At 54.3% G+C, this 21,864-nt stretch carries 18 protein-coding genes; 17 read left to right on the top strand and 1 reads right to left on the bottom strand.

Going from position 1 to position 21,864, the window contains the following annotated elements; translation table 11 throughout:
- The first annotated feature begins 257 nt into the window (after window positions 1–257).
- The 15 genes from T458_RS45945 to T458_RS45885 all read left to right on the top strand — a co-directional run bounded on the left by T458_RS45945 (window position 258) and on the right by T458_RS45885 (window position 16,352).
- A complete protein-coding gene (locus tag T458_RS45945; RefSeq protein ID WP_023557836.1) occupies window positions 258–659 on the top strand; it encodes a hypothetical protein in 402 nt (133 codons plus the stop codon).
- 142 nt (window positions 660–801) lie between these two features.
- On the top strand, window positions 802–1,791 hold the full coding sequence (locus T458_RS0129060; protein ID WP_051410089.1) for an LCP family glycopolymer transferase: 990 nt from the start codon (window positions 802–804) through the stop codon (window positions 1,789–1,791).
- A gap of 150 nt (window positions 1,792–1,941) precedes the next feature.
- Window positions 1,942–2,634 carry a YveK family protein gene (locus T458_RS0129055; protein WP_051410088.1) on the top strand — a complete coding sequence of 231 codons (693 nt, stop codon included), beginning with the start codon at window positions 1,942–1,944 and terminating at the stop codon, window positions 2,632–2,634.
- 16 nt (window positions 2,635–2,650) lie between these two features.
- Window positions 2,651–3,553, top strand: a complete 903-nt coding sequence (gene galU / locus T458_RS45940) for a UTP--glucose-1-phosphate uridylyltransferase GalU (RefSeq protein WP_023557834.1) — start codon at window positions 2,651–2,653, stop codon at window positions 3,551–3,553.
- 7 nt (window positions 3,554–3,560) lie between these two features.
- Window positions 3,561–4,172 carry a sugar transferase gene (locus T458_RS45935; protein WP_023557833.1) on the top strand — a complete coding sequence of 204 codons (612 nt, stop codon included), beginning with the start codon at window positions 3,561–3,563 and terminating at the stop codon, window positions 4,170–4,172.
- Complete coding sequence (locus tag T458_RS45930) at window positions 4,166–5,515, top strand: oligosaccharide flippase family protein (protein WP_023557832.1); 1,350 nt, start codon at window positions 4,166–4,168, stop codon at window positions 5,513–5,515. Before T458_RS45935 ends, T458_RS45930 begins: the two co-directional genes overlap by 7 nt.
- Window positions 5,493–6,821 (top strand): O-antigen ligase family protein, encoded by a 1,329-nt coding sequence (locus T458_RS45925; protein ID WP_023557831.1) that lies wholly within the window; start codon window positions 5,493–5,495, stop codon window positions 6,819–6,821. The genes T458_RS45930 and T458_RS45925 overlap by 23 nt, the downstream gene beginning before the upstream one ends.
- Window positions 6,818–7,744 (top strand): glycosyltransferase family 2 protein, encoded by a 927-nt coding sequence (locus T458_RS45920; RefSeq protein ID WP_023557830.1) that lies wholly within the window; start codon window positions 6,818–6,820, stop codon window positions 7,742–7,744. Before T458_RS45925 ends, T458_RS45920 begins: the two co-directional genes overlap by 4 nt.
- A gap of 29 nt (window positions 7,745–7,773) precedes the next feature.
- Window positions 7,774–8,739, top strand: a complete 966-nt coding sequence (locus T458_RS45915) for a GDP-mannose 4,6-dehydratase (protein WP_023557829.1) — start codon at window positions 7,774–7,776, stop codon at window positions 8,737–8,739.
- A 19-nt stretch (window positions 8,740–8,758) separates the two neighbouring features.
- On the top strand, window positions 8,759–10,165 hold the full coding sequence (locus tag T458_RS45910; RefSeq protein WP_023557828.1) for a UDP-glucose dehydrogenase family protein: 1,407 nt from the start codon (window positions 8,759–8,761) through the stop codon (window positions 10,163–10,165).
- Complete coding sequence (locus tag T458_RS45905) at window positions 10,162–11,763, top strand: N,N-dimethylformamidase beta subunit family domain-containing protein (RefSeq protein ID WP_023557827.1); 1,602 nt, start codon at window positions 10,162–10,164, stop codon at window positions 11,761–11,763. Before T458_RS45910 ends, T458_RS45905 begins: the two co-directional genes overlap by 4 nt.
- Before the next feature lie 2 nt (window positions 11,764–11,765).
- Entirely contained in the window at window positions 11,766–13,286 is a 1,521-nt protein-coding gene (locus T458_RS45900) for a hypothetical protein (RefSeq protein WP_023557826.1), read from the top strand.
- A 5-nt stretch (window positions 13,287–13,291) separates the two neighbouring features.
- Window positions 13,292–14,485, top strand: a complete 1,194-nt coding sequence (locus T458_RS45895; protein WP_252989860.1) for a glycosyltransferase family 4 protein — start codon at window positions 13,292–13,294, stop codon at window positions 14,483–14,485.
- Complete coding sequence (locus tag T458_RS45890; RefSeq protein WP_023557824.1) at window positions 14,473–15,549, top strand: NAD-dependent epimerase/dehydratase family protein; 1,077 nt, start codon at window positions 14,473–14,475, stop codon at window positions 15,547–15,549. The genes T458_RS45895 and T458_RS45890 overlap by 13 nt, the downstream gene beginning before the upstream one ends.
- Entirely contained in the window at window positions 15,546–16,352 is an 807-nt protein-coding gene (locus T458_RS45885) for a WecB/TagA/CpsF family glycosyltransferase (RefSeq protein ID WP_023557823.1), read from the top strand. The genes T458_RS45890 and T458_RS45885 overlap by 4 nt, the downstream gene beginning before the upstream one ends.
- Before the next feature lie 55 nt (window positions 16,353–16,407).
- Here T458_RS45885 and T458_RS45880 read toward each other — a convergent pair whose 3' ends face one another.
- Entirely contained in the window at window positions 16,408–18,756 is a 2,349-nt protein-coding gene (locus T458_RS45880; RefSeq protein WP_023557822.1) for a GH39 family glycosyl hydrolase, read from the bottom strand.
- Between the two features lie 138 nt (window positions 18,757–18,894).
- On the opposite strand from T458_RS45880, the gene T458_RS45875 reads away from it, so the two are divergent.
- Together T458_RS45875 and T458_RS45870 are read left to right on the top strand one after the other, a co-directional pair.
- Window positions 18,895–20,115, top strand: a complete 1,221-nt coding sequence (locus T458_RS45875) for a glycosyltransferase family 4 protein (protein WP_023557821.1) — start codon at window positions 18,895–18,897, stop codon at window positions 20,113–20,115.
- Complete coding sequence (locus tag T458_RS45870; RefSeq protein WP_023557820.1) at window positions 20,109–21,857, top strand: glycoside hydrolase family 9 protein; 1,749 nt, start codon at window positions 20,109–20,111, stop codon at window positions 21,855–21,857. Before T458_RS45875 ends, T458_RS45870 begins: the two co-directional genes overlap by 7 nt.
- Window positions 21,858–21,864 lie beyond the last annotated feature (7 nt).

The raw sequence follows: 21,864 nt of genomic DNA, 5'->3' as shown, positions 1-21,864 counted from the left end.
AGGCATTTGGGATCTTGACCCAGACGCTATGGAAAAGGCGGAACACGCATTCAGCGGCCAACCCTGATTTACTTCTTGGAAGTGGGCTGCTTTTGGCCGCGGTTCCGCCTTTGGAGTGGAGGCGGCCAGAGAGGCCACCAGTGAAGACCCCACCCCGCCTGTTCAGTCCGAATACCTCCAACCCATAAGTTGCGCGAAAGTTTGGAAAAATAGTATGCTATACGAAACGTCCACGAACCTGTTAGGAGGCCAACCGTATGGAAGCGAATCCACTCTTCAAAACGTATAAGGAAATCAACGACGACATGATCTTGTTCAACGATGAATATTATCTGAGCGTTAGCCTCGCAGATGTGTCTGCCATCGACACCGGAACGCGTGAGGCTTTGTTTAATCATTTATTTGCGTTTGATTCTTCCGATATGGAATTGGAGATCGATGTCTCGGAGGAAGAAGAGGGAAGATGGTATCTGCAGTTGCTCGTTCCTCATGTGCTCACCTTGCCTGATGCCGCCAAGCGCAGACTGGAAAAAGGCAAGGAACAGCTTCTGGCTCACCTCAGCCAACAGAAAGGTTCGCCCGAACTCCGTTTTTTGTCCGGAGAAGACATTTTTACCTATGTTCAACGATACAACCCGGATTTGCGCCGCATTTCCTGATCAGGCGCTGCTGATGGATCGCCCCCTTTTCTCGATTGAGAGGAGGGGGCGATTCTTTTTCGGTGGGAAAGAAATCAGGGGAAGCGTAATACCTTGGTAATGGGACGAATCCAGATGCCTAAGAACCAGGAGATGCGTGTAAATGAAACGATTGCGCCTCATCATCATCGGGCTGCTGCTGCTCAGTCTGGGAGGAACGACGTGGTACGTGCACCAACTATTTGGGCGTGTACAGCAGACAGCAAAGAGCATCTACGAACCACTTCCGCCTCCTCCCGTGCCTTCCGTCGCAGCCGCAAAAATGGAAAAGCCCAAGCCCGAGGAACCCAGACAGGGGGAGGACAAAAGACCGCTGAAGCTTCTACTTTTTGGTGTAGACAAAAGGGGAAGTGATCCCGGTCGCAGTGATACCCTGATTTTTCTCGCGATCCATCCAGGGAAAAAAGAGACGCTGATGTTCAGCATTCCCCGGGATACCCGTACCTTTTTGGCCGACAGCGACAAGGAGGACAAGATCAACCACGCCTACAGCAAAGGCGGGATCCCTGCGACAGTCAGGACAGTGGAGCGCTTTTTGGACGTTCCGGTCGACTACTATGTAAAGGTGGAAATGGAGGGCTTTGCAGCGATCGTCGATTCTTTGGGCGGAATTGCAGTGGACAATGCGTTCGCCTTCGACTATGAGGGCTATCATTTTCCCAAAGGGATGATCGCACTGGACGGGGAAAAGGCGCTTGCCTATGCACGGATGCGCTATGAAGATCCGGAAGGCGACTTTGGACGCAATAAAAGACAGCAGCTCATCCTCCGCGAATTGATGAGCAAGGCGAAGCAGATCAGCACCGTGGGCAAAATGGACGACATACTGGCCAATATCGGCAACAGCTTCAAAACAAATCTCACACTGAGCGACATGCAGGAGCTGATGCTGAATTACAGAAGCTCCCTGGACCACCTCGAAACCCAGCGTTTGCAAGGGGAGGGCGGCATGTATCAAGGCGTGTATTACTACTTTGTGCCCGAGCAGGAGCGGTTGAGAATCAAACAGGAGATCGAGCGTTTCATCGGCGAGCCTGGTCCCAGCGTAACAATCCAGGCAGAAAAAAAGGAGACGGAAGGCGTGGGAATATGACATATATTCCCACGCTTTGTACATATACTGGCTCTAAGTTTGGGGAATATGGACTATCCATACCGCTGAGAAGGGCCTTCCTAGAGGGCCGTCCTGACGGTTGCCAGGGGTGGTGGGTTAGAAAAGAACGAAAAAGGAGTCCATGCTCATATGAATCTGGAATTTGTATTGCTGGTTCTCCAAGCCATTCGCAAGCGCTGGGTCTTGATGCTCACCATTCCGTTGTGTTGTGTATTGGCGAGTGGGTATATCAGTTATTTCGTACTGGTCCCTACCTATTCAGCGACGACGACCATGCTGGTGAAGCCGCAGGATCTGGACAGGCAGGACCTCTACAACAGCATCCTCAGCAATCAACAGCTCATCAAGACATACAGCGGGTTGATTCAAACCCGGAGGATGGCACAAGACGTCATTCGCAAGCTGGGCTTGTCCCAAACACCGGAACAGCTCATGGAGCGATTGGATGTCAAAACGTCCAACATTTCCTTTATCATCACGGTGACCTACAGCGACACGGACCCGCTTCGCGCTGTACAGATTGCGAATGAAGTCTCCCGCTCTTTTTCCCAGAACGTCAATTTGTTCATGAACATCGACAACGTCATGATCGTGGACGAAGCGGAGTATGAAGCGGGGATGGAGCCCGTATCTCCCAAGCCTTTGGTCAATATGGCAGCGGCATTTGGCGTGGGTCTGGTGCTGATGGTCGGTGTGCTGATCTGGATGGAGGCCTTGGAGGCGATGAGGAGAAAATCGAACAGAAAACGGATGAGTCTTGAGCAGCCTGGACCGGTGACAGGACCAGGATTCGAACCGGAGCCCATGGTACAACACGAATAGGTGGGAGGTGATGGTTATGAAGAAACAGATTAAAAAAGCGGTGATTCCTGCTGCAGGCCTGGGTACCCGGTTCCTTCCCGCCACCAAAGCCATGCCCAAGGAGATGCTCCCGATCGTGGACAAACCGACGATTCAATACATCGTCGAGGAAGCGGTCAACTCTGGAATCGAGGATATCATCATCGTGACAGGACGGAGCAAGAGGGCCATCGAGGATCATTTTGACAAGAACTATGAGCTGGAAGTCAATCTGCGTGAACGCGCCAAGACCGATTTGTACGAGATCGTGGAAGGCTTGACCAATTTGGTAGAGATCCATTACATCCGGCAAAAAGAAGCGTTGGGTCTGGGGCATGCGATCTGGTGCGCCCGTAAATTCATCGGGAATGAGCCCTTCGCGGTTTTGCTGGGGGATATGGTGATCGATAGCGAGATTCCGTGCCTCAGACAGATGATGGATATTTATAATCAGCAGCAAAGCAGCGTTATCGCGGTCGAGGCGGTGGATTGGAATGAGGTGAGCAAGTACGGTGTCATCGAAGGAGTCGCCATCGGAGAGCGCCTTGATCTGATTCATGATCTGGTCGAGAAGCCGCAGAACAATCCTCCGTCCAATCTGGCGATCATTGGCCGATATATTCTGGAGCCGCGTATCTTCGACCTGCTGGAGCAGATCGAGCCGGGAGTAGGGGGGGAGATTCAACTCACAGATGCGCTCCAGATGCTTGCGCGCGAACAGGATTTGCTTGCATATCGCTATGAGGGAACCTTGTATGACGTCGGAAGCAAATTCGGCTTTTTGAAGGCAACGGTAGAGTTTGCCATGAAAAATGAGGAATTGAACAAAGATTTTGGTTTGTATTTGAACAACATCCAGCACAAATATTTGGTAAACAATTGGAAGCTTCCCGTAGGATGATGAAGAAATGGACTATATTCGCGTTACACGGCCCAGGGCTACCGTCTCATTGTATGCGAGTTGTGTAAAGGGTGTTCTTGACATTGTTTTTGCCTTCTTCCTGCTCATCCTCCTCCTCCCCCTCTTTCTTCTACTCGCTGTCATTTTGTATCTCGATTCTCCAGGACGCATCTTCTTTCGACAGGTCCGCGTCGGCAAGCACGGCAAAGAATTCACCATTTACAAGCTTCGCACCATGCATACCGACGTGCCTGCAGAAGGTTTCTCGCCGACCTCGGACCAGGATCCGCGAATTACGCGATTCGGACGATTTCTGCGGAAAACAAGCCTGGATGAATTGCCTCAATTGCTGAATATTCTGCGCGGGGAGATGAGCTTTGTCGGCCCCCGACCGGAACAGAAAAAGATCGTGGAAGAGCTGTATACCATCCGCGAGAAGCAGCGATTTCTGGTCAAACCAGGAATGACCGGGCTGTGGCAGATCAGTCAGGACCGCAACAAGCCGATTCATGAAAATTTGCAGCATGACTTTCTGTACCTGGAACAGATGTCCTTTTGGCTGGATCTGACCATCATTTGCCGGACGATACAGGTCGTCATGCGGAGCAATACATGCTGAGGCCTCTCGGAGGTTTGAAAGAGCATTTGCTGGAATGGCGCCAAAGCTGGAACAGCCTCTTGCTGCGCAACACCCTCTGGATGCTGATGGGCGAGGGAGTCAAGCTGGTCTTGCAGATGGGGTATTTCGTGATCATCGCCAGGACATTGGGAGCGAACGGCTATGGATTGTTTATGGGCGTCGTTACGCTGGTCGCGATCATGGCCCCGTTTTCCAGCCTGGGGCGCGGTGAACTGCTCGTCATGCATGTATCACGGGACAGGTCGGCATTCTCGGAATATCTGGGCAATGCCCTGCTCATGACGCTGATCTCGGGGATTATGCTGACGATCTTGGCCGTAACGCTGGGGGGGCTGTTCCTGCCGGATACGATCCATCCCATGGTGATCCTCTGGGTCGCCTTGTCCGATCTGATTTTCTATCGGGTGTTCTCGATTTGCGGGCAATCCTATCAAGCCTTGGAGCGTTTGAAGCGAACGGCGCAATTCAATATGCTCATGGGCGGGATCAGACTGGCGGGCGCTGTCGCCCTGGCGTGGATGTCCTCGCATCACAGTATCGAATGGTGGGGCTTTCTCTATCTGGTGACGACGCTGGTGATGATGTCGGCTGCCTTGACGCTGGTGATCAAGGAGTTGGGAAAGCCCCGCTTTCACGTACGCAAACTGATTACAGAGCTGAAGGAGGGCAGCTATTTTTCGATCAGCCTGTCTTCACTCGTCGTCTATTCCGATATCGGCAAAACCATGCTGGTTCGCTATGCTTCCGCCGAGCATGCCGGCATTTACGCTGCCGCAAGCAGAATCGTAGACGTAGCGTTGACACCGATCTATTCGCTGATGAGCGCGGCGTTCTCCCGCTTTTTTCAGGAAGGCAAGAACGGGATCGTGAAAAGCGTCAGCTACGCCAAACGGCTGATTCCGTTCTCGCTTGTCTACGCCGCCATTGCCTGGCTGGTCCTCTATCTGGTAGCCCCGATTCTCCCATGGGTGCTGGGGGAGGATTACCTGTTCGCTGTCGAGGCGATTCGCTGGATGGCGATCATTCCGCTGTTCAAGGGCCTGCATATTTTTGCGGCTGATGCATTGACAGGAGCCGGGTTTCAAGGCTGGCGCTCCAGTATTCAGGTCATGGTGGCAATACTCGTGGCAGGCCTGCATATTCTCATCGTGCCTCTCTACTCCTGGAAGGGAGCGATTGTGGTCAGCATCATCGGCGATGTGATGCTGTGCTGCAGCTACTGGGTGATGATTGGATATCTGTTGCGTCGTGAGCGCGCCGTGCGCTTGGAGGGACACATGATCCATGAGGAGGCGAAATTTGCACAATGGAGTGATCGCTGAGACGAGAGGAGAATCGCGGAAGAAGCGCTTGAAGTCAGCAAAGCGCTGGCAGCGTTTGGAGCAGGCATACGTCATCGTGACACTCCTGTTGTTTGCGCAAGCGTTTTTCCCTTTTTTCCAGGCTGGACAGGTGGACAGCGTAGCCGATGGCAATGCCCTCTTGCAGACAATCTGGAAAATCATTTACGGAATCGCCGCCGTTCTGATCTTCGTGCACCGCAAACGCGTCCTGGCGGTTCTGGCTCGAGACAAGCTTTCTCTCGTTCTCCTGCTGATGATCGTACTGTCCGCGCTGTGGTCGGCCGCACCGGAAATCACGGTACGCAGAAGCGTCGCATTCGTAGGCACCAATCTGTTCGCCATCTACCTGGCTTCGCGTTTTACCCTGCGTGAACAATTTCAAATGGTCGCATGGGTTTTGTTGAGCGGTGCGCTCATAAGCGCAGTAGTCAGCGTTTTGATGCCGGACATCGGAAAGATGCTGTATCAGGGAAGCTCAGCCTGGAGAGGGATCTTTCCTCACAAGAATCAGTTGGGACGGTTGATGTCTCTTGGTGCCATCGTCTTTTTCCTGCTGTTCATGATGAAGGTATGGCCGCGCTGGTTGACAGTCGGCGGCTTTGGCCTAAGTGTCATGCTGCTGCTCTTGTCGGAGTCCAAGACGGCTCTGATCGTTTTGCTGCTTTTGTTGGTTTGTATTCCCTTCCTTCGCACGCTGCGCTGGAGTGAATACGCTCGAATTCTCCTCTGGCTGCCGGTCGGTCTGGCTGGCATCTGTGTCAGCGTGCTGGTTCTGACCTATCTGGAGCCAATCTTGCGCTATTTTGGCCGCGATCTGACGTTGACGGGCAGGACAGGACTGTGGGACATCGTGAGTGAAATGATTCTGCAGCACCCTTGGCTCGGGTACGGCTACAGCGGCTTCTGGCTTGGATGGGAAGGGGAGTCCGCTTATATCTGGAGGGTGACGTTCTGGGAACCGCCCAATTCCCACAATGGCTTTCTGGACGTCACATTAGACATCGGCTTGATCGGTCTTGGTCTCGTATTGCTCAGCTTTCTCAGCCGTATTCGCAGGACGCTCCCTTATCAGATGAGTTCGCAGAGCTGGGAGCATGATTGGCCCATGCTGTTTCTCTTCTACCTGGTACTGTGCAATCTGACGGAGACCACTTTGCTGGATCACAACAGCTTTTTCTGGACGCTGTTCATTGCCCTGGGCTTTTCGCTGCCAAAGTGGAGAATGGCGGAACGCAGAAGCCATATTCGCTGGTATGACTTGCCGGCGGGGAGGGGGGAAGCATGAAGGTAGCGATTGGTGTCCTCACCTACAAACGCCCGGATGGACTAAAAAGGCTTTTGGCAGGCTTGGAGCTTCTCACCTTTGACAAGGTTTCTACGCCGGATGTGCACGTTCTGGTGATCGACAATGACCCAGAGGCAAGTGCGCAGGAAGATTGCATACAGCGGCAGGGAAGCTATCGATGGAAGCTGGGTTACAGCCACGAGCCGCGCAGGGGCATCTCGCATGCGCGGAATCGGGCTTTGGACCTAAGTATGGAGGGCTATGACGGGATCGCCTTTATCGATGATGACGAGGAGCCGGCCCCTGATTGGCTGGATCAATTGCTATTTGTCCAGCAGGAATACGGGGCTGATGTCGTGACAGGTCCCGTACTGCCGCGAATGGTGGAGCCAGCGCCCGCGTGGAGCAAAAAAGGGAGATTTTACGAAAGGTCCCGCCATCCGACAGGCTTTCGCATGGAATTGGCCCGAACGGGAAATGTGCTGATTCGAACCAGCTTGTTGGAAAATCCAGCTAACCGCTTCGACCCCCGCTACGGCTTGTCTGGCGGGGAGGACACCCATTTTTTCCTGCGTGTTCGCCAACAAGGACACGAGATCATCTGGGCGGACGAAGCCGTCGTCTACGAATGGGTGCCGGCGAGCAGAATCAAGCCGGGATGGCTTTTGCAAAGAGCGTACCGTTCGGGAAACACCTATGCACTGTGCGAGCGGGATTTTCGCTTGCCTGCTCATCTCCTGCTGCTTCGCGCTGTGAAGGGAGTGATGCGGATCGGGTGGGGCATGCTGCTGCTTCTCCCGTCTGTCTTGCTCGGACCCGTGCGTTTGATCCGTTGTCTGCAGCAGATTTGTATCGGCGCAGGAATGGTGATGGGGCTTGCAGGCAGCAGATATGAGGAATACGAAGAGACGCACGGCGTATGAGGAGCCATGGAAAGTCAGGAGGAGCTTCGATGAAAACACTGATTACGGGTGTAGCCGGTTTTCTCGGTTCTCATCTGTTGAGAGATTTGCTCGCGAAGGGAAAGCATGTCATTGGGATCGACAACCTGTCTACTGGGCGTTTGGCACATATTGAGGAGGTGAGACATCATCCGCATTTTCACTTTATCCACTTCGATGTGTCCGACCCGGATGTGCTCCAGCTCGATTCCCTGCTGGATGTGAGCGAAATCTATCATCTCGCGTCACCGGCATCACCTAAATTTTATCAAAATGATCCCTTCGCCACGATTGCGGTCAACACCATCGGGACCAAGCACATGCTGGAATTGGCGAAGATGAACCACGCCAAACTGCTGTATGCGAGCACCAGCGAAGCGTACGGCGACCCGGTGATGCATCCGCAACCGGAGGAGTATCGGGGAAATGTCAACACCTGGGGTCCGCGAGCCTGCTACGACGAGGCGAAGCGATTGGGCGAGGTGCTTTGCTACGAGTATTACCAGCGCTTTGGGGTGCAGGTAAAGGTGGCGCGCATCTTCAACACCTACTCCGCAGGACTGCGCAACGATGATGGGAGGGTCATTTCCAACTTTGTCAACCAGGCGTTGACCGGGGCAGCGATCACTGTATACGGAGACGGGAAGCAGACGCGCTCTTTCTGCTATGTGGATGACAATATCCGCGCCTTGCAGCTGATGATGGAGAAGAAGGTAGCGACCGGAGAGATCATTAATATCGGGAACCCGCAGGAGTACGAGATCCTGGAAGTAGCCCGGATGGTGAAAGAGATGTGTCAGTCGACCAGCGAAATCACCTTCCATCCGCTGCCCAAGGATGATCCGAGAGTACGCAGACCCGTGATCGAAAAAGCAAAATTGCTGCTGGACTGGAAGCCCCAGATCCATCTGGAGGAAGGGCTGCGCCGTACGATCAAAGCGTACAGGGAGCAGCGGGTGGAGCGTGTCCAGTCATAATGCCAAAGGGGGAGAGGACATGAGGGTCGTCTGTATCGGAGCAGGCTACGTCGGCAGTGTGACGGGAACGGCATTGGCTGCGAACCACCATCATACAACGATCATTGATGTGAATCAGGAAAAGATCGAGCGGTTGAGCCGGGGGGAATGCCCGATCTATGAGCCAGGGATGGAGACTTTGTTGCCGACATTGATCGGAAAAAGCCTGTTTGCGACGACGTCCTATGACGCTGTAGCCGATGCCGATGTGATCTTCATCGCGGTCGGAACTCCGTCCAACCCGGACGGTTCAGCTGACCTGCGCTACATCAAGCAGACCGCCGAACAAATCGGCAAGCACCTGTCAGGTGAGCGTTTTACCGTCATTGCGATGAAATCGACGGTCCCGGTCGGCACCTGCCAATGGGTCACAGCCTTGCTGGCTGACGCCTCGGGCTTGACTCCCGAATCAGATTTTACTGTCGTCAGCAATCCGGAATTTCTGCGAGAGGGCTTCGCGCTGGAGGATGTCTTTTTTCCGGACCGCATCGTGATCGGAAGCGTTCATCCGCAAGGCTTGTCGACGATGCGCAGGCTGTATCAGGGAGTGCTGGACCGAAGCGGGTACGAAGATCTCTGCCAGCATTTCTCCTTTTCCTACGATCTGGCTGCACCGCCCGCTGTCTATTTTGAGACAGATACCAAGAGCGCGGAGCTGATCAAATACGCTTCCAACGCGTTTCTGGCAGTAAAAATCAGCTATATCAATGAAATCGCCAGGCTGTGCGAGGCGCTCGGCGGCAATGTGCTGGATGTAGCGGCTGGCATGGGACTGGACAGCCGCATCGGACCCAAGTTCTTGCAGGTATCCAGCGGCGGGAGCGGCAGCTGCTTCCCCAAGGATACGGCGGAGCTGTTGTCCGCAAGCGAAAAGGTGGACAGCGAGCTGATGGTAGTCAAGGCGGCAGTCGCCTCCAATGAAAGAATGCACCAGTACGTGGTGGAGAAGCTCGAGCGCAGGCTGAACGGCCTGAAAGGCAAAAACATCGGCATTCTGGGTCTGACTTTCAAGCCTGATACGGATGATGCGCGTCGTACCCAGGCGTCGTACATCATCGGAAAGCTGCTGGAGGAAGGGGCGCAGGTTCGTGTCCATGATCCGCAGGGGATGGGCATGTTTCGCGAGCTGAATCCCGATATGCCGATCACGTATTGCACGGACCCGGTGCAGACAGGACAGGACGCAGATGCTGTGGTCCTGCTGACTCACTGGAGTATGTACCAAGAGATGGATTGGCAGCAGATGGCCGGTATGATGCGGCAGCCGTACTTGCTTGATACGCGCAATTTTCTCGATGCTTCGCGCATGCGAACATGCGGTTTTGATTACCAAGGACTGGGTGTGGCTGCAAAGGCCTCTCCTTCGTTGGGTGTGATGGGAAAATGAACGAAGAGAAAAAACGAATCCACATCTCAAGACGCCATTTTTTGAAAGTAGCGATGCTCTCCGGTGTGATGGTCACTCTCGGAGGCATTCCGTTTATCCACCGGAATTGGAAGCTGGCAGCAGCCGCTCCAGCTCTGGCGATGCCTGCCCCCAAGAAATTCCCGCGCAAACCAATGATCGCAGCGGAAAATGAAAAGCCTGGAACGGCAAACTGGCGAGTGACAAAGCCTGCGGCCGGACAGATACAGGGCTATGCCTCTGCTACCAGCGTGACAGGAGGCGATACCCTTCAGCTGCATATCAGCACCCAAACCCAAGGGCAACCATACGACCTGGAGGTATACCGCTTGGGGTACTACCAGGGGAAGGGAGCGCGCCAGGTTTTTTCCAAGAAGGGACTGACGGGCCAGGCACAGGGATGGTGGTCGCAGCAGGAAGGCAGGCATGGGCTGCCGGAGCCAGACCCGGAAACGAAGCTGTTGGATCTGGGCTGGAAGCCTTCTTTCGAGCTTGTGATCGGCGAGGATTGGGTGACGGGCCTGTACGTCGTCCGATTGACCGAGGCAAACGGCTATCAGTCCTACATACCGTTTCTGGTTCGTGATGAGCAGTACGAGCACGATCTCATGGTCCAGTCCTCCGTGACGACGTGGCATGCCTACAGCGCCTGGGGAGGGTACGGCTACTACGGACATTATGGCGACGAGACAGGGGAGTACCTCGAATACGATGACGATCCGAAAAATGTCGCCGTGAAGATTTCGTACAACCGCCCATATGAACAGTACAGCGGCTCGGGGGATTTGTACCTGGAGTATCCGACCGTCTACTGGCTGGAGTCCAAGGGCTATGATATCGGCTACGTGACGAATATCGACACCCATTTGGGGAGGGTGCCGTGGACTCCGAAGGGATTCGTCTCTTTGGGCCACGACGAGTACTACTCCCGCCAAATGCGCACGTACGTGGAACGTCTGCGGGATCAAGGGGTCCATCTGGCCTTCTTCGGAGCCAACGATGTGTACTGGCAGATCCGCTTCGAGGATGATTCCATGCAGACAGACGCTGGGGAGCGGCGAGAGCCGAAGCTGCAGGTTTGCTACAAATATCGAGCGATCGAGGAAGATCCTGTCGAGCAGCGCAAATTATTGACCACAGAATGGCGCAAGATCAATGAACCGGAAAATCAGCTCTTGGGACAGATGTACGAAGGTCTCGTCTCCCAAGGCTATGACTGGGTCGTGAGCAATCCGAATCACTGGTTGTACCAGGGGCTTCGCGTCCAGAAGGGAGAGGCGGTCAAGGGGTTGGTTGGCTGGGAGTATGACACAGTGACAAACGATATTTTTACACCGGCCAATCTGGACATCATCGCTGCTTCTCCGTTGGTCAATACGAAGGGAAAGAAGGCAGAAGCACATACGACCATTTATCGCTATTGGACGAATGCCCTGGTTTTTGACGCAGGCACGATATACTGGTGCTTCGGTCTGGCCAATCCTTGGGAAGATGCACGAGGCAACGTAAGTGAAATCATCCAGGGAGTAACGGCCAATCTGTTGAATCGGTTTGTTGACGTGCAGCAAAAGGAGTCATGATCATGATCCCCAATACGGAACGGCTCGTCTATCGCCGTCAATTTGTCATCGGCACCCGATATGTGGGAATGGACGACTGGCAGCGGGTTGCACTTGATGATCGCTTGTGTCTCTCGGTTCACCCTGATTTGCAGGTCGTGCAATCCATCGGGCCAAACAGCCAACTGACACTGCTGGGCTATCTGATTGACCCGGAACATCCTGAGTGGAGCGATGAAGAAATTCTTCAAGACATCCATCAGCAGTGCACCTCATTTGAGCAGCTTTTGGAGGGTGTCGAGCATTGCGGGGGAAGATGGATTCTCTTGTTCAAAAGAGGGAACACGCTAAAGCTCTTCCACGATTCCTGCGGCATGCGTCAGGTTTTCTACAGTGTGCAGCCCGATGGCATATGGTGCGCATCTCAGGCGGTCACGCTTGCCACATACATCGGTGCTGAAGTGGATGAGAATGAAGACCTGCGGAGGTTTATACAATCCAAGCCCTTTCAAAGCGAGGAAAACCTATGGCCGGGAGACGGCACTCCCTATGCAGGTATCAAGCATTTGCCTCCCAATCACAGTCTTGACATGCAGAGTGGCAAGGTAGAGCGTTTTTGGCCAGTCAAAAAGCTGCAGCCGCTCGCCGTGGAAGAGGCTGTAAGCAGTGCCTGCCGGATGTTGATCGGCTCGATCGAAGCGATAGCCAGACGATCTGACATCATGCTCCCGGTAACAGCAGGCTGGGACAGCCGGATATTGCTGGCTGCCAGCCGAGGGGTAAGCAAACAGGTGTATTACTATATATCGCTTCACCCTGGTCTGGAGGAGGATTCGCCTGATGTGGCGATTCCCTCAAGACTTTTGTCCCGGCTGGGTCTCGCCTTTCACATCCATCCATCACCGGAGCAAATGGATGAACAATTTGTCCGCATCAACAGAAAAAATGCGCAAATGCGCGATCTGGCCAAAACGAGAATCATCTACCAGCATTACCTACATTCCCAGGGAAAAGTGAATATCAGCGGCAATTACAGTGAGATCGCGAGAGAGTGCTACTACGACTACCATCCTAATCGAGAAGTAACGGGTGCTTTTCTGGCCAGATATACCAAGCTCGGGAAAAACCCGTTTGTGATAAATAGCTTCGATGCTTGGCTGAAAGGAATCAAGGACCATGAAAAATGGGGCATTAATCCATTGACCTTGTTCGAGTGGGAACAGATTTTCGGCAATTGGGGCGCGATCTATTCGGCTGAGCAGGATATTGCCATTGAGGAGTTCAGCCCTTTCAACAACCGCAAAATTCTAACCACTCTTTTGGCAGTGAAGAACAGCTTCGGATCACGCAATTTTTTGTATCGGGAGATGATTCGGCAGATGTGGCCAGAGACCTTGCTGGAACCCATCAACCCGATGTCGGCACCGTCCTTTCTCAGGAAAATGGGCAAGGAAGCGCTGCGCGGAGGACTTTATTACGGCTACCAGGCATTGAAAAAGGGCAGCGGGCTATTGACCAGCAAGCGCAAGGAGGAGACGACGTGAGGCAGATGCAGAAACGTCCGCGCGTAGCCATTGTGTACAAATCATTACCCCAGTATCGCCGGCGGTTTTATGAACTGCTCAAAACGCAATTGGAATTATGTGGGATTGATTTTGAGTTGATCTACGGTCAGCCCGGCGCCTCGGAGGCAAGCAAGCTGGATTCCATCCATTTGCCATGGGCGAAGAAGATTGAAAACAAGATCATTCGTTTGGGCCCGCGTGAGCTGTACTGGCAGCCCTGCCTTCCCCTGCTGCAGGGAGTCGATCTCGTCATCGTCGAGCAGGCGAGCAAGCTGATGCTCAATTACGTGCTGATGCTGCAAAGCCTTTGGGGCACGCGCAGGCTTGCTTTTTGGGGACATGGCCGCAATTTTCAGGATCATAATGCCAGCTGGCTGGGCGAAAAAATGAAGGCCTGGATGTCCCGTCATGTCCACTGGTGGTTCTCCTACAATGAATTGAGCGCCGAGGTCGTAAAAGAGCTGGGGTTCCCGGCGGAGCGAATCACATCTGTGCAAAATGCGATCGACACCCGTCAGCTCGTGCGGGAAAAAGAGTCCTGGACGACGGACCGACTGGCTTCCTTCAAACAGTCCATGGGTATTGCCAGCGACAACATCGGCTTGTACACGGGCGGCATGTATCCGGAAAAAAGGCTTCCTTTTTTACTGAAGGCATGCGAACGGATACGCGAGAGCATCCCTGATTTTCAGATGATTTTTATCGGAGCCGGTGTGGAGGACTGGGTGGTGAAGGAAGCAGCGGCGAGACATGACTGGATTCACTATGCGGGACCCAAATTTGAAGCGGAGAAGGTACCGTATTTTTTGATCTCCAAGTTGTTTTTGATGCCGGGATTGGTCGGGCTGGCGATCCTCGACACATTCGCGTTGGGAGTGCCGCTCGTTACGACCCAGGTCCGTTACCACAGCCCGGAGATCGAGTATCTGCGCAATCACGAAAACGGGGTCATGCTGGAGCAGGCAGACGATGCCGATGCATACGCTGCCAAAGTCATCGAGCTGATGACCGATGATCAGAGCCTGAATACGCTGCAGAAAGGCTGCTTGCAGGCGAGCCTGACTTATACGATTGAAGAAATGGCGGAGCGGTTCGCCCGAGGCATATGCCGGGCAGTGGAAGCCGCTCGAGACAACCGCAGTGCGGCAGATGGAGGAGAGCAAATATGGCAGTCGTAATCATTACAGGGGCAGCAGGACTGATCGGCTCGGAAGCTGCGACGTTTTATGCGGAAGCAGGCTACCATGTAGTCGGAATTGACAATAATATGCGGCAGACTTTTTTCGGCGAAGAGGGCTCCACCTTGTGGAATCGCTCGCGCCTGCTCTCCACCTACAAGCATCGGTACGAACATTATGATGTGGATATACGCGATCGCGAAGAGCTGGACCGGATCTTTTCCCGCTATGCTTCCGAAATCGCGCTGATCGTTCACACTGCTGCCCAGCCGTCCCATGACTGGGCAGCGAAAGATCCCTTGCTGGATTTTACGGTCAATGCCAACGGAACTCTCCATCTGTTGGAAGCGACGCGGCGCTTTTGCCCTGATGCGGTTTTCGTCTTTACCTCGACGAACAAGGTATACGGGGATGCGCCCAATCGCCTTCCGTTGGTGGAAGGGGAGACGCGCTGGGAAGTGGAAAAAACCCATCCGTTTCACCAAGGCATCAGCGAGGAGATGAGTGTCGACCAGAGCATGCATTCTTTGTTTGGTTCCTCCAAACTGGCTGCCGACATTCTCGTCCAGGAATACGGGCGTTACTTCGGGGTGAGAACGGTCTGTTTTCGCGGCGGTGTATTGAGCGGGTCCAGGCAGGCGGGCGTTCCCTTGCACGGTTTTATCAACTATTTGATGAAATGCGCGATGACGGGGACGCCCTACACGATCCTGGGGTACAAGGGCAAACAGGTGCGGGATGTGATCCATGCGAGAGACGTCATCGCGGCAATCCATGCAGTCTTTTCCCAGCCACCTGCGCCAGGTGAGGTGTACAACCTGGGCGGCGGCATCTTTTCCAATGTCTCCATGCTGGAAGCGATCCTGCTGACTGAGAAAATTACGGGCAGGCCAGTGGAGCATCGCTATAGCGAGCAGCACAGAGCAGGCGACCATATTTGGTACGTGAGCGATGTACGCAAGCTGATGCGAGACTATCCGCACTGGAGAATTACGTACACCATCTCCATGATCATGGAGGAAATCTATGCGGAAAACCAAGAGAGATGGAGCCATGCCCTATGATCAATTACGGCAGACACCCCGTCCTTGGCGTCCAGATCGCAGCCGTCGATTACGAGTATGCAGTAGAACAGATCATGACCCATGCTCGGGAGGGGAGCAGCTACGGAGTCTCGGCTCTGGCGGTTCACGGTGTGATGTGCGGTGTACTGGATGAGGCGCAGCGAAGGCGATTGAATGCTTTGGATCTGCTGGTGCCGGATGGACAACCGGTGCGCTGGGGCTTGCGAATCCTGCACCGCATCCGTCTGCCGGACCGCGTCTATGGACCAGAGTTAACCCTGCGCTTATTGAAAAGGGCTGCGGATGAGCGGATACCTGTCTATCTCTACGGGAGCACACAGGAGACGATTGAAAGCCTGCGGCAAAATCTGACCCGGCGATACCCGAGCCTGATCATTGCCGGATGCTCGCCTTCTCGTTTTCGCCGACTTACGCAGGAAGAGAAGCAAGAAGTGATCCGTACGATCAAGGAGAGCGGGGCGAAGTGGGTCCTGGTAGGGCTGGGGTGCCCCCGGCAGGAGACATGGGTATACGAATACCGCGACGAGCTCGCCATGCCGCTGGTGGCAGTCGGGGCTGCTTTCGATTTTCATGCGGGCAATCTGCCGCAAGCGCCTGGCTGGATGCAGCGAGCCGGACTGGAATGGCTGTTTCGCCTGATCCAGGAGCCGGGCAGATTATGGCGCCGCTATTTATACTTAAATCCACTCTATCTCTGGGCACTCTTTTGCGAGCTGCTGGGACTAAAAAAAATTCCGGCCTTGCTGCCGGAGCGAAACGAGCGGGACGAGTCATTCGGATAGCCTGCCCCGCCGCATTCGGGGCGGGGGCAGGAAAATTGGTGGTAGACTGCTTGCGTCAGCGGGGAACGACTGTGAGTCTGGGTGCAGACGTATACGTGATGCGCAGGGAATCCCCGGCCGACAAAGAGATGATGCCGCCAGTCTGACCGGTGTCGTACCAGGTGGAACCATTGCGGCTCCATTCAATCAAGGAAACGGCTCCTTTGGCTACCAGGACGTCGACTGGGTAGACCTGCGCATTTTTATAGACGAAGGGGCTGCGTGTCGCTGTCAGTGCCGCAGGTGCAGGGAGAACGGGCTGCACAGGTTTTGCCAGCGGAAGAAAAACAGGCGGAACGTAAGAGACAGTCTGGTTTTGCTGCGTGGTTCTCGCTGTCGATCCCAGCTCATAGCGGGTAGGGCTTTCCTGATAGGCGATCAGATAGACCTGTGCATCATTGCCGACCTTTACGTAATCACCAACACGCAGGGAATTGGCTTTGTTGACTGTGAGCACATAGCTGCCATTGGTCAAAGTCCCGGTGACACCGCTCAAGGCTCCAAAAGTACCCGAAGACAGACACACCCATCCCAGGCCCTCGGTGGCGATCAATTTGGCATCTGTGAAGTAGATTTGATCATGCGTGGAATACGAGCCCGATGCAGGCAGGACGGGAGAGTAGAGGATGTTTGTGGTGTGAGGGAGGACATGTCCCCGGTCGCTAATCTGCGTCAGGGAGATACGGGAAATATACAGTGGCTGTTTGGTTCCGGTCGGTGCCATGTTGACGATGGAAAGACGCAGGTCAGGGGAAGGATCGGGATCCTCCAGCGCGTAATAGAACGTCACTTCTCTGGTTTGGAAGGTATCCTGGACGGGCAGCTCGAGAAAGGCTTGATCATGCAATGGCGTTCCCATTGCCCCCACATCCAGGCCCATCGTCCATTTTCCTGCTACGGGTGCGGTGGGGAGCTTGTATGTGATGGACATGGTATAGAGATCGCCTTTGGCGAGCGGTTTTCTCAGACGCTGGACCATTTGTTGAAACTGTACGGAAGGGGTGAGCGTGAGTGTCGACTGGTTGGCAGGTGCATCTGCTCCCATGTACTTGCTAACGCTCAAGCCGCCTGTATCCCAGCCGACAGGGAAGGAAGCGTCGGAGAGGCGCAGCGAAAAGTCGCCGTTGTAGAGCAGTTCGGTGCGCGTCTTGCTTTGCGGGAAAATCTCCGGAAGTGCCCGATGATCGTCGTAGGATTTTAGATAGAGGGGCATAGAGGTGACCGTGATGGTCTGCGCTGCCGGGACCTGCTTGCCGTCTGCCGTCTGCATCTGGCTCATGGCAAGCTCGGGCGGCAGGGAGAGCTGAGCGGTGCGGTCATCATCCATCCAGAGAATATAGCCGGATCGTCCGTCCGCGTAGGTAAGGGAGAGGGTGTGAATACCCTGTGTGGAAAAGGTGTACTGATGCATCGATGCGCCTGTCAGCCATTCCACCATTCGCTGGTAGGATTGACCCGTAACCGCTACGTTTGGCAGGCGATTGAGGTCCAACAGACGGATGCGCGACCAGGGCTGATCCATTCCGTAAAAAACGGCCCGCTCCATTCCGGCGATCCAATTGCATAAAAACATCCGGTGAATATACGAAATGGCCAAATCGTCCGGCATCTGGACGGAGTAGTCATTTTCGTCGCTGCCGTACAACACCCCTTTGTAGTAAAAGCTGTTCCAGCTGCTCTCCGTATTCCATACAGGGAGGCCGCCCGCGCCCGCTTGTGTAATGACCTGCCGATATTTTCTCGCCAGATCGAGCATGGCTTCCGGGGGCTTGGGATAAGAGTAGAGATGGATGCCGACGATATCGATCCAGTCTTTTCCCCCGGCCCGCAAAAAATCTCCCATACCCGCAACGCCGTCCACAGTCGTGTAAGTCGGGCTGATGATCTGGATCTGCGGATCGATGGCTTTCAATATCTTGTAGGCCTCCATGGTCAGCTCCACGAGCTTTGCCAATGTTCCCGAGTAAAATCCGCTCAGATTCGGCTCATTCCAGACCTCGTAATAGAGAATTTTCCCCTTGTAGCGCTGACCCAATGCCGCCACATAATTGCGCCAATCCTGAATGTTGTGTGGCGGGATGCTGTTGAACAGATCTCCGTAGGGGGAAGATGAGATTCCTCCCGTGGCCCAGTTCGGCGGTTGTCCAAGCTGCATGATGACATCGAGCTTTTCCTGCTCAGCAAAAGCGACGTAAGCATCTACCTCACGAAAGTCAAACCGTCCTTTTTGCGCTTCGAGCTGCCTCCAGGTTGTACCGACTCGGAGCGTACCGAATCCGAGCGGGCGCATATTGGGAAGTTCCTGTATCTGGATCCCGAAAAAACGCCTGTCTATGGGTGAACTCACTTGCAAGCCGTTTATCATCGGATTGCATCAAACCTCCTTTTGTCACATTCGTACCTTGTCTTGCTATTCCTAGCATATGAAAATCCACTCCTGCTTGTATCGGCGATTGGCAACGGAATGCGTAAAATAGATTCGGGCTGGAAAGAGAGGAGACGCATGAAAATACTGCTGTCTGCATTTGCCTGCGAGCCTGATCGCGGTTCAGAGCCTGGCTTCGGCTGGAATGCTGCTATCGAGCTGGCCCGGCAGGGAAACGAAGTCTGGGTGCTGACCCGTCCCGAGGGGAGGGCAGCCATTGAGCGTAAGCTGGCTGAAGAACATATGCCGTCCTTACATGTTGTCTATGTAAAAGATCGCCCGCAGATTCGCCGTTTGATCAGAGGGAATGCCGGTTATTTTATCAATTACTTTTACTGGCAGCATCAGGCGTACAAGGCTGCGAAGCGGCTGGACGCAGACCTTTCCTTCGATGTCATCCACCATATGACCCTGGGGAGTCTGCAGGGGGGCTCCTGGCTGTGGCGATTGAAAAAACCGATGGTGTTCGGCCCTGTCGGGGGAGGACAAACCGCTCCGGCTGAATTCAAACAATATTTTGGGAATAAATGGGTACAGGAAGCTGCCCGATCCCTCTTGCGATGCAGGATGGCGGGTTGGAATCCCGTACTGCGCGGAACCATCCGCAATGCCAGCAAGACGTTGGTGACGAATCGGGATACACTCCAAATCGCCCAGGCGGTCGGCGGAAAAAATATCTCACTGTTTCTGGATACCTCCTTGCCCCGTAATTTTTTCCCAGACAAGCTGCCCGAACGAAGAACGGAAGGCGGGATGAAGCTTCTCTGGGTAGGGCGGTTGATGCCGCGCAAAGCGCTTAGGCTTGCCGTAGAAGCGATGGCCCAGGTGGATCGCGGGTTGGGAGTTCAACTGTACATCATCGGCGGTGGGGAGCTGGAAGATCAGGTCCCGCGGTGGATTGCGGAATATGGAGTGGAGGAGCAGGTGGTCTTTCTTGGCCAGCTTCCCTGGGAGCAGGTAAGGGAGCACTACCTGAGCAGCGATTGTTTTTTGTTTACCAGTCTGCGGGATTCCTTCGGCGCGCAGGTGCTGGAGGCGATGGCGTACGGGCTTCCTGTCATTGTGCTGGACCATCACGGTGTGCGGGATTTTGTGCCGGATGATGCGGGAATCAAGATACCCGTCGTGTACCCGGAGCAGGCGGTCAAGCAGATAGCGGAAGCAATCTCCTATCTGTCTCAGCGTCCTGACGAGCGCAAGCGCATGGGGGCAATAGGCTATTCATTTGCCCGTGAACACACATGGGAGGCATTTGGTCAGAAGATGGAGTCCATCTACAAGGAGATTCAATCATGCTAAAACGGGAAGTCCGTTCCTCGCGGTGGACGGGATGGATGGTCGTCTTGGCTTTGCTGCTTGCAGTCCTTGCTGTTCTGTACTTGATCCGGGTTGACAAAATGCCTCCGCCTCATCTCGTAAACCCGCTGCCTGCAACCCGGGAGATTGGGATCAACCAGGCAGGCTACGCGCCGTCTGCTGTCAAAATCGCGTATACGGCGACAGCTGTCGGAGAATTTTCGCTCGTCGATTTGCAAGCCAATCAAGCGGTATTTCGCGGTGTCCCGACAATCAGTCAAAAGGATCGAAAGTCTGGAAAACCAGTCTATCAGATGGATTTTTCCTCGTTTCAAAGACCGGGCGTTTATCAGCTTCAGTTATCCAATGGACGCGGCAGCGCCCCCTTCGCGATCAGTGATCAAGTCTATCAAAGCATCTATCAGACCGTCATGCGTTCCTATGAATTGCAGCGCTGCGGGATTGCCCTCGCCGATCCCGTCTCCCATGTGCATCATGAAGCCTGCCATCTGGCACCTGCCCAGGTGATGGGCGAACAAGGAGAGGAGCGGGATGTGACGGGAGGCTGGCACGATGCCGGAGATTATGGCAAGTACACGGCCAATGCAGGCATGACGACTGCCCACCTGCTGCTGGCATATGAGCTGGCGCCGATGACGCTGAAAAATACCTCTCTCTTTTTGCCGCGGGCTGGTGAGGGGGAGAGCGTTGCCCTTTCTGATGAGCCGGACACCTTGGCTGTAATTCGGGTAGAGCTTGACTGGATGCGCAAGATGCAGCGAGAGGACGGGGCTGTGCATCACAGTGTGAAGACAGCGGAGTTTCCCGGGATGATTTTGCCCGAGGAGGATCGAAAGACACAGTATCTCTACCCTGTGTCGACACCGGATACGGCGATCTTTGCCGCAGCGTTGGCACGGGCAGCCCGCGTCTATCAATCCTATGACGAGCCTTACGCGCAGATGCTATTGGACGCGTCGATGAGAGCATGGGCATTTCTCGAAAGTTCCAATGAGCTGCTGGTCCCGGAAACGGTCCAAGCCTATCGCATCAAAAGCGACAAGCAGAGCCGGGTATGGGCGGCTGCTGAATTGTACTTCGCGACAGGCGATGTGCGCTACCGTTCCTATGTCGAGCAGAATCTGGGGGAATTGGAGCTTCGTCCGAAGAAGCTGGCCCCATCGTATTGGCAAAATACCTCTGCGATGACAATCATCACCCTGGCCTTGCACCATCAGACAGATTGGGAATTGACGCTGCAGATGCGTCAACTGCTGCTTCATCATGCAGACCAGGTGGTGAACCGGATCAATCAGACTCCTTACGGCACGGTCCTTCAAGCCCGTGATTACGATTGGGCCTCGACCAAGACAGCACTTGGGTACAGCGTTCATCTCGCTGTGGCTTACCAGCTGGAGCCCAAGCCTGCCTATGTGGCAGCCATTTCCCGGCAATTGGACTGGGTGCTGGGCGCCAATCCACTGGCTCAGTCCTTTGTTACCGGAATCGGCATGTTTTCGCCCGTCCATCCCCATCACCGCTATGCAGCCGCCAGCGGAATACTGGTCCCGGGGCTTTTGGTCGGCGGTCCCAACGCAAATGCAAATGACAACGTCGCTGTGGCCAAACAGGGGGCAAAAAGCTACATAGACGATGTCCGCTCTTTTGCAACGAATGAATATGCGATTGATTACAACGCTCCCCTCGTCGTGATAGCAGGATTTCTCCATGAGAGAAGGAATTAGCTGGAGA

The organism is Brevibacillus panacihumi W25, from assembly GCF_000503775.1.
Classification (GTDB): Bacteria; Bacillota; Bacilli; order Brevibacillales; family Brevibacillaceae; genus Brevibacillus; species Brevibacillus panacihumi_A.
The sequence above is the reverse complement of the archived record's forward strand: the minus strand, read 5'-3'. Positions and strand labels throughout refer to the sequence as shown.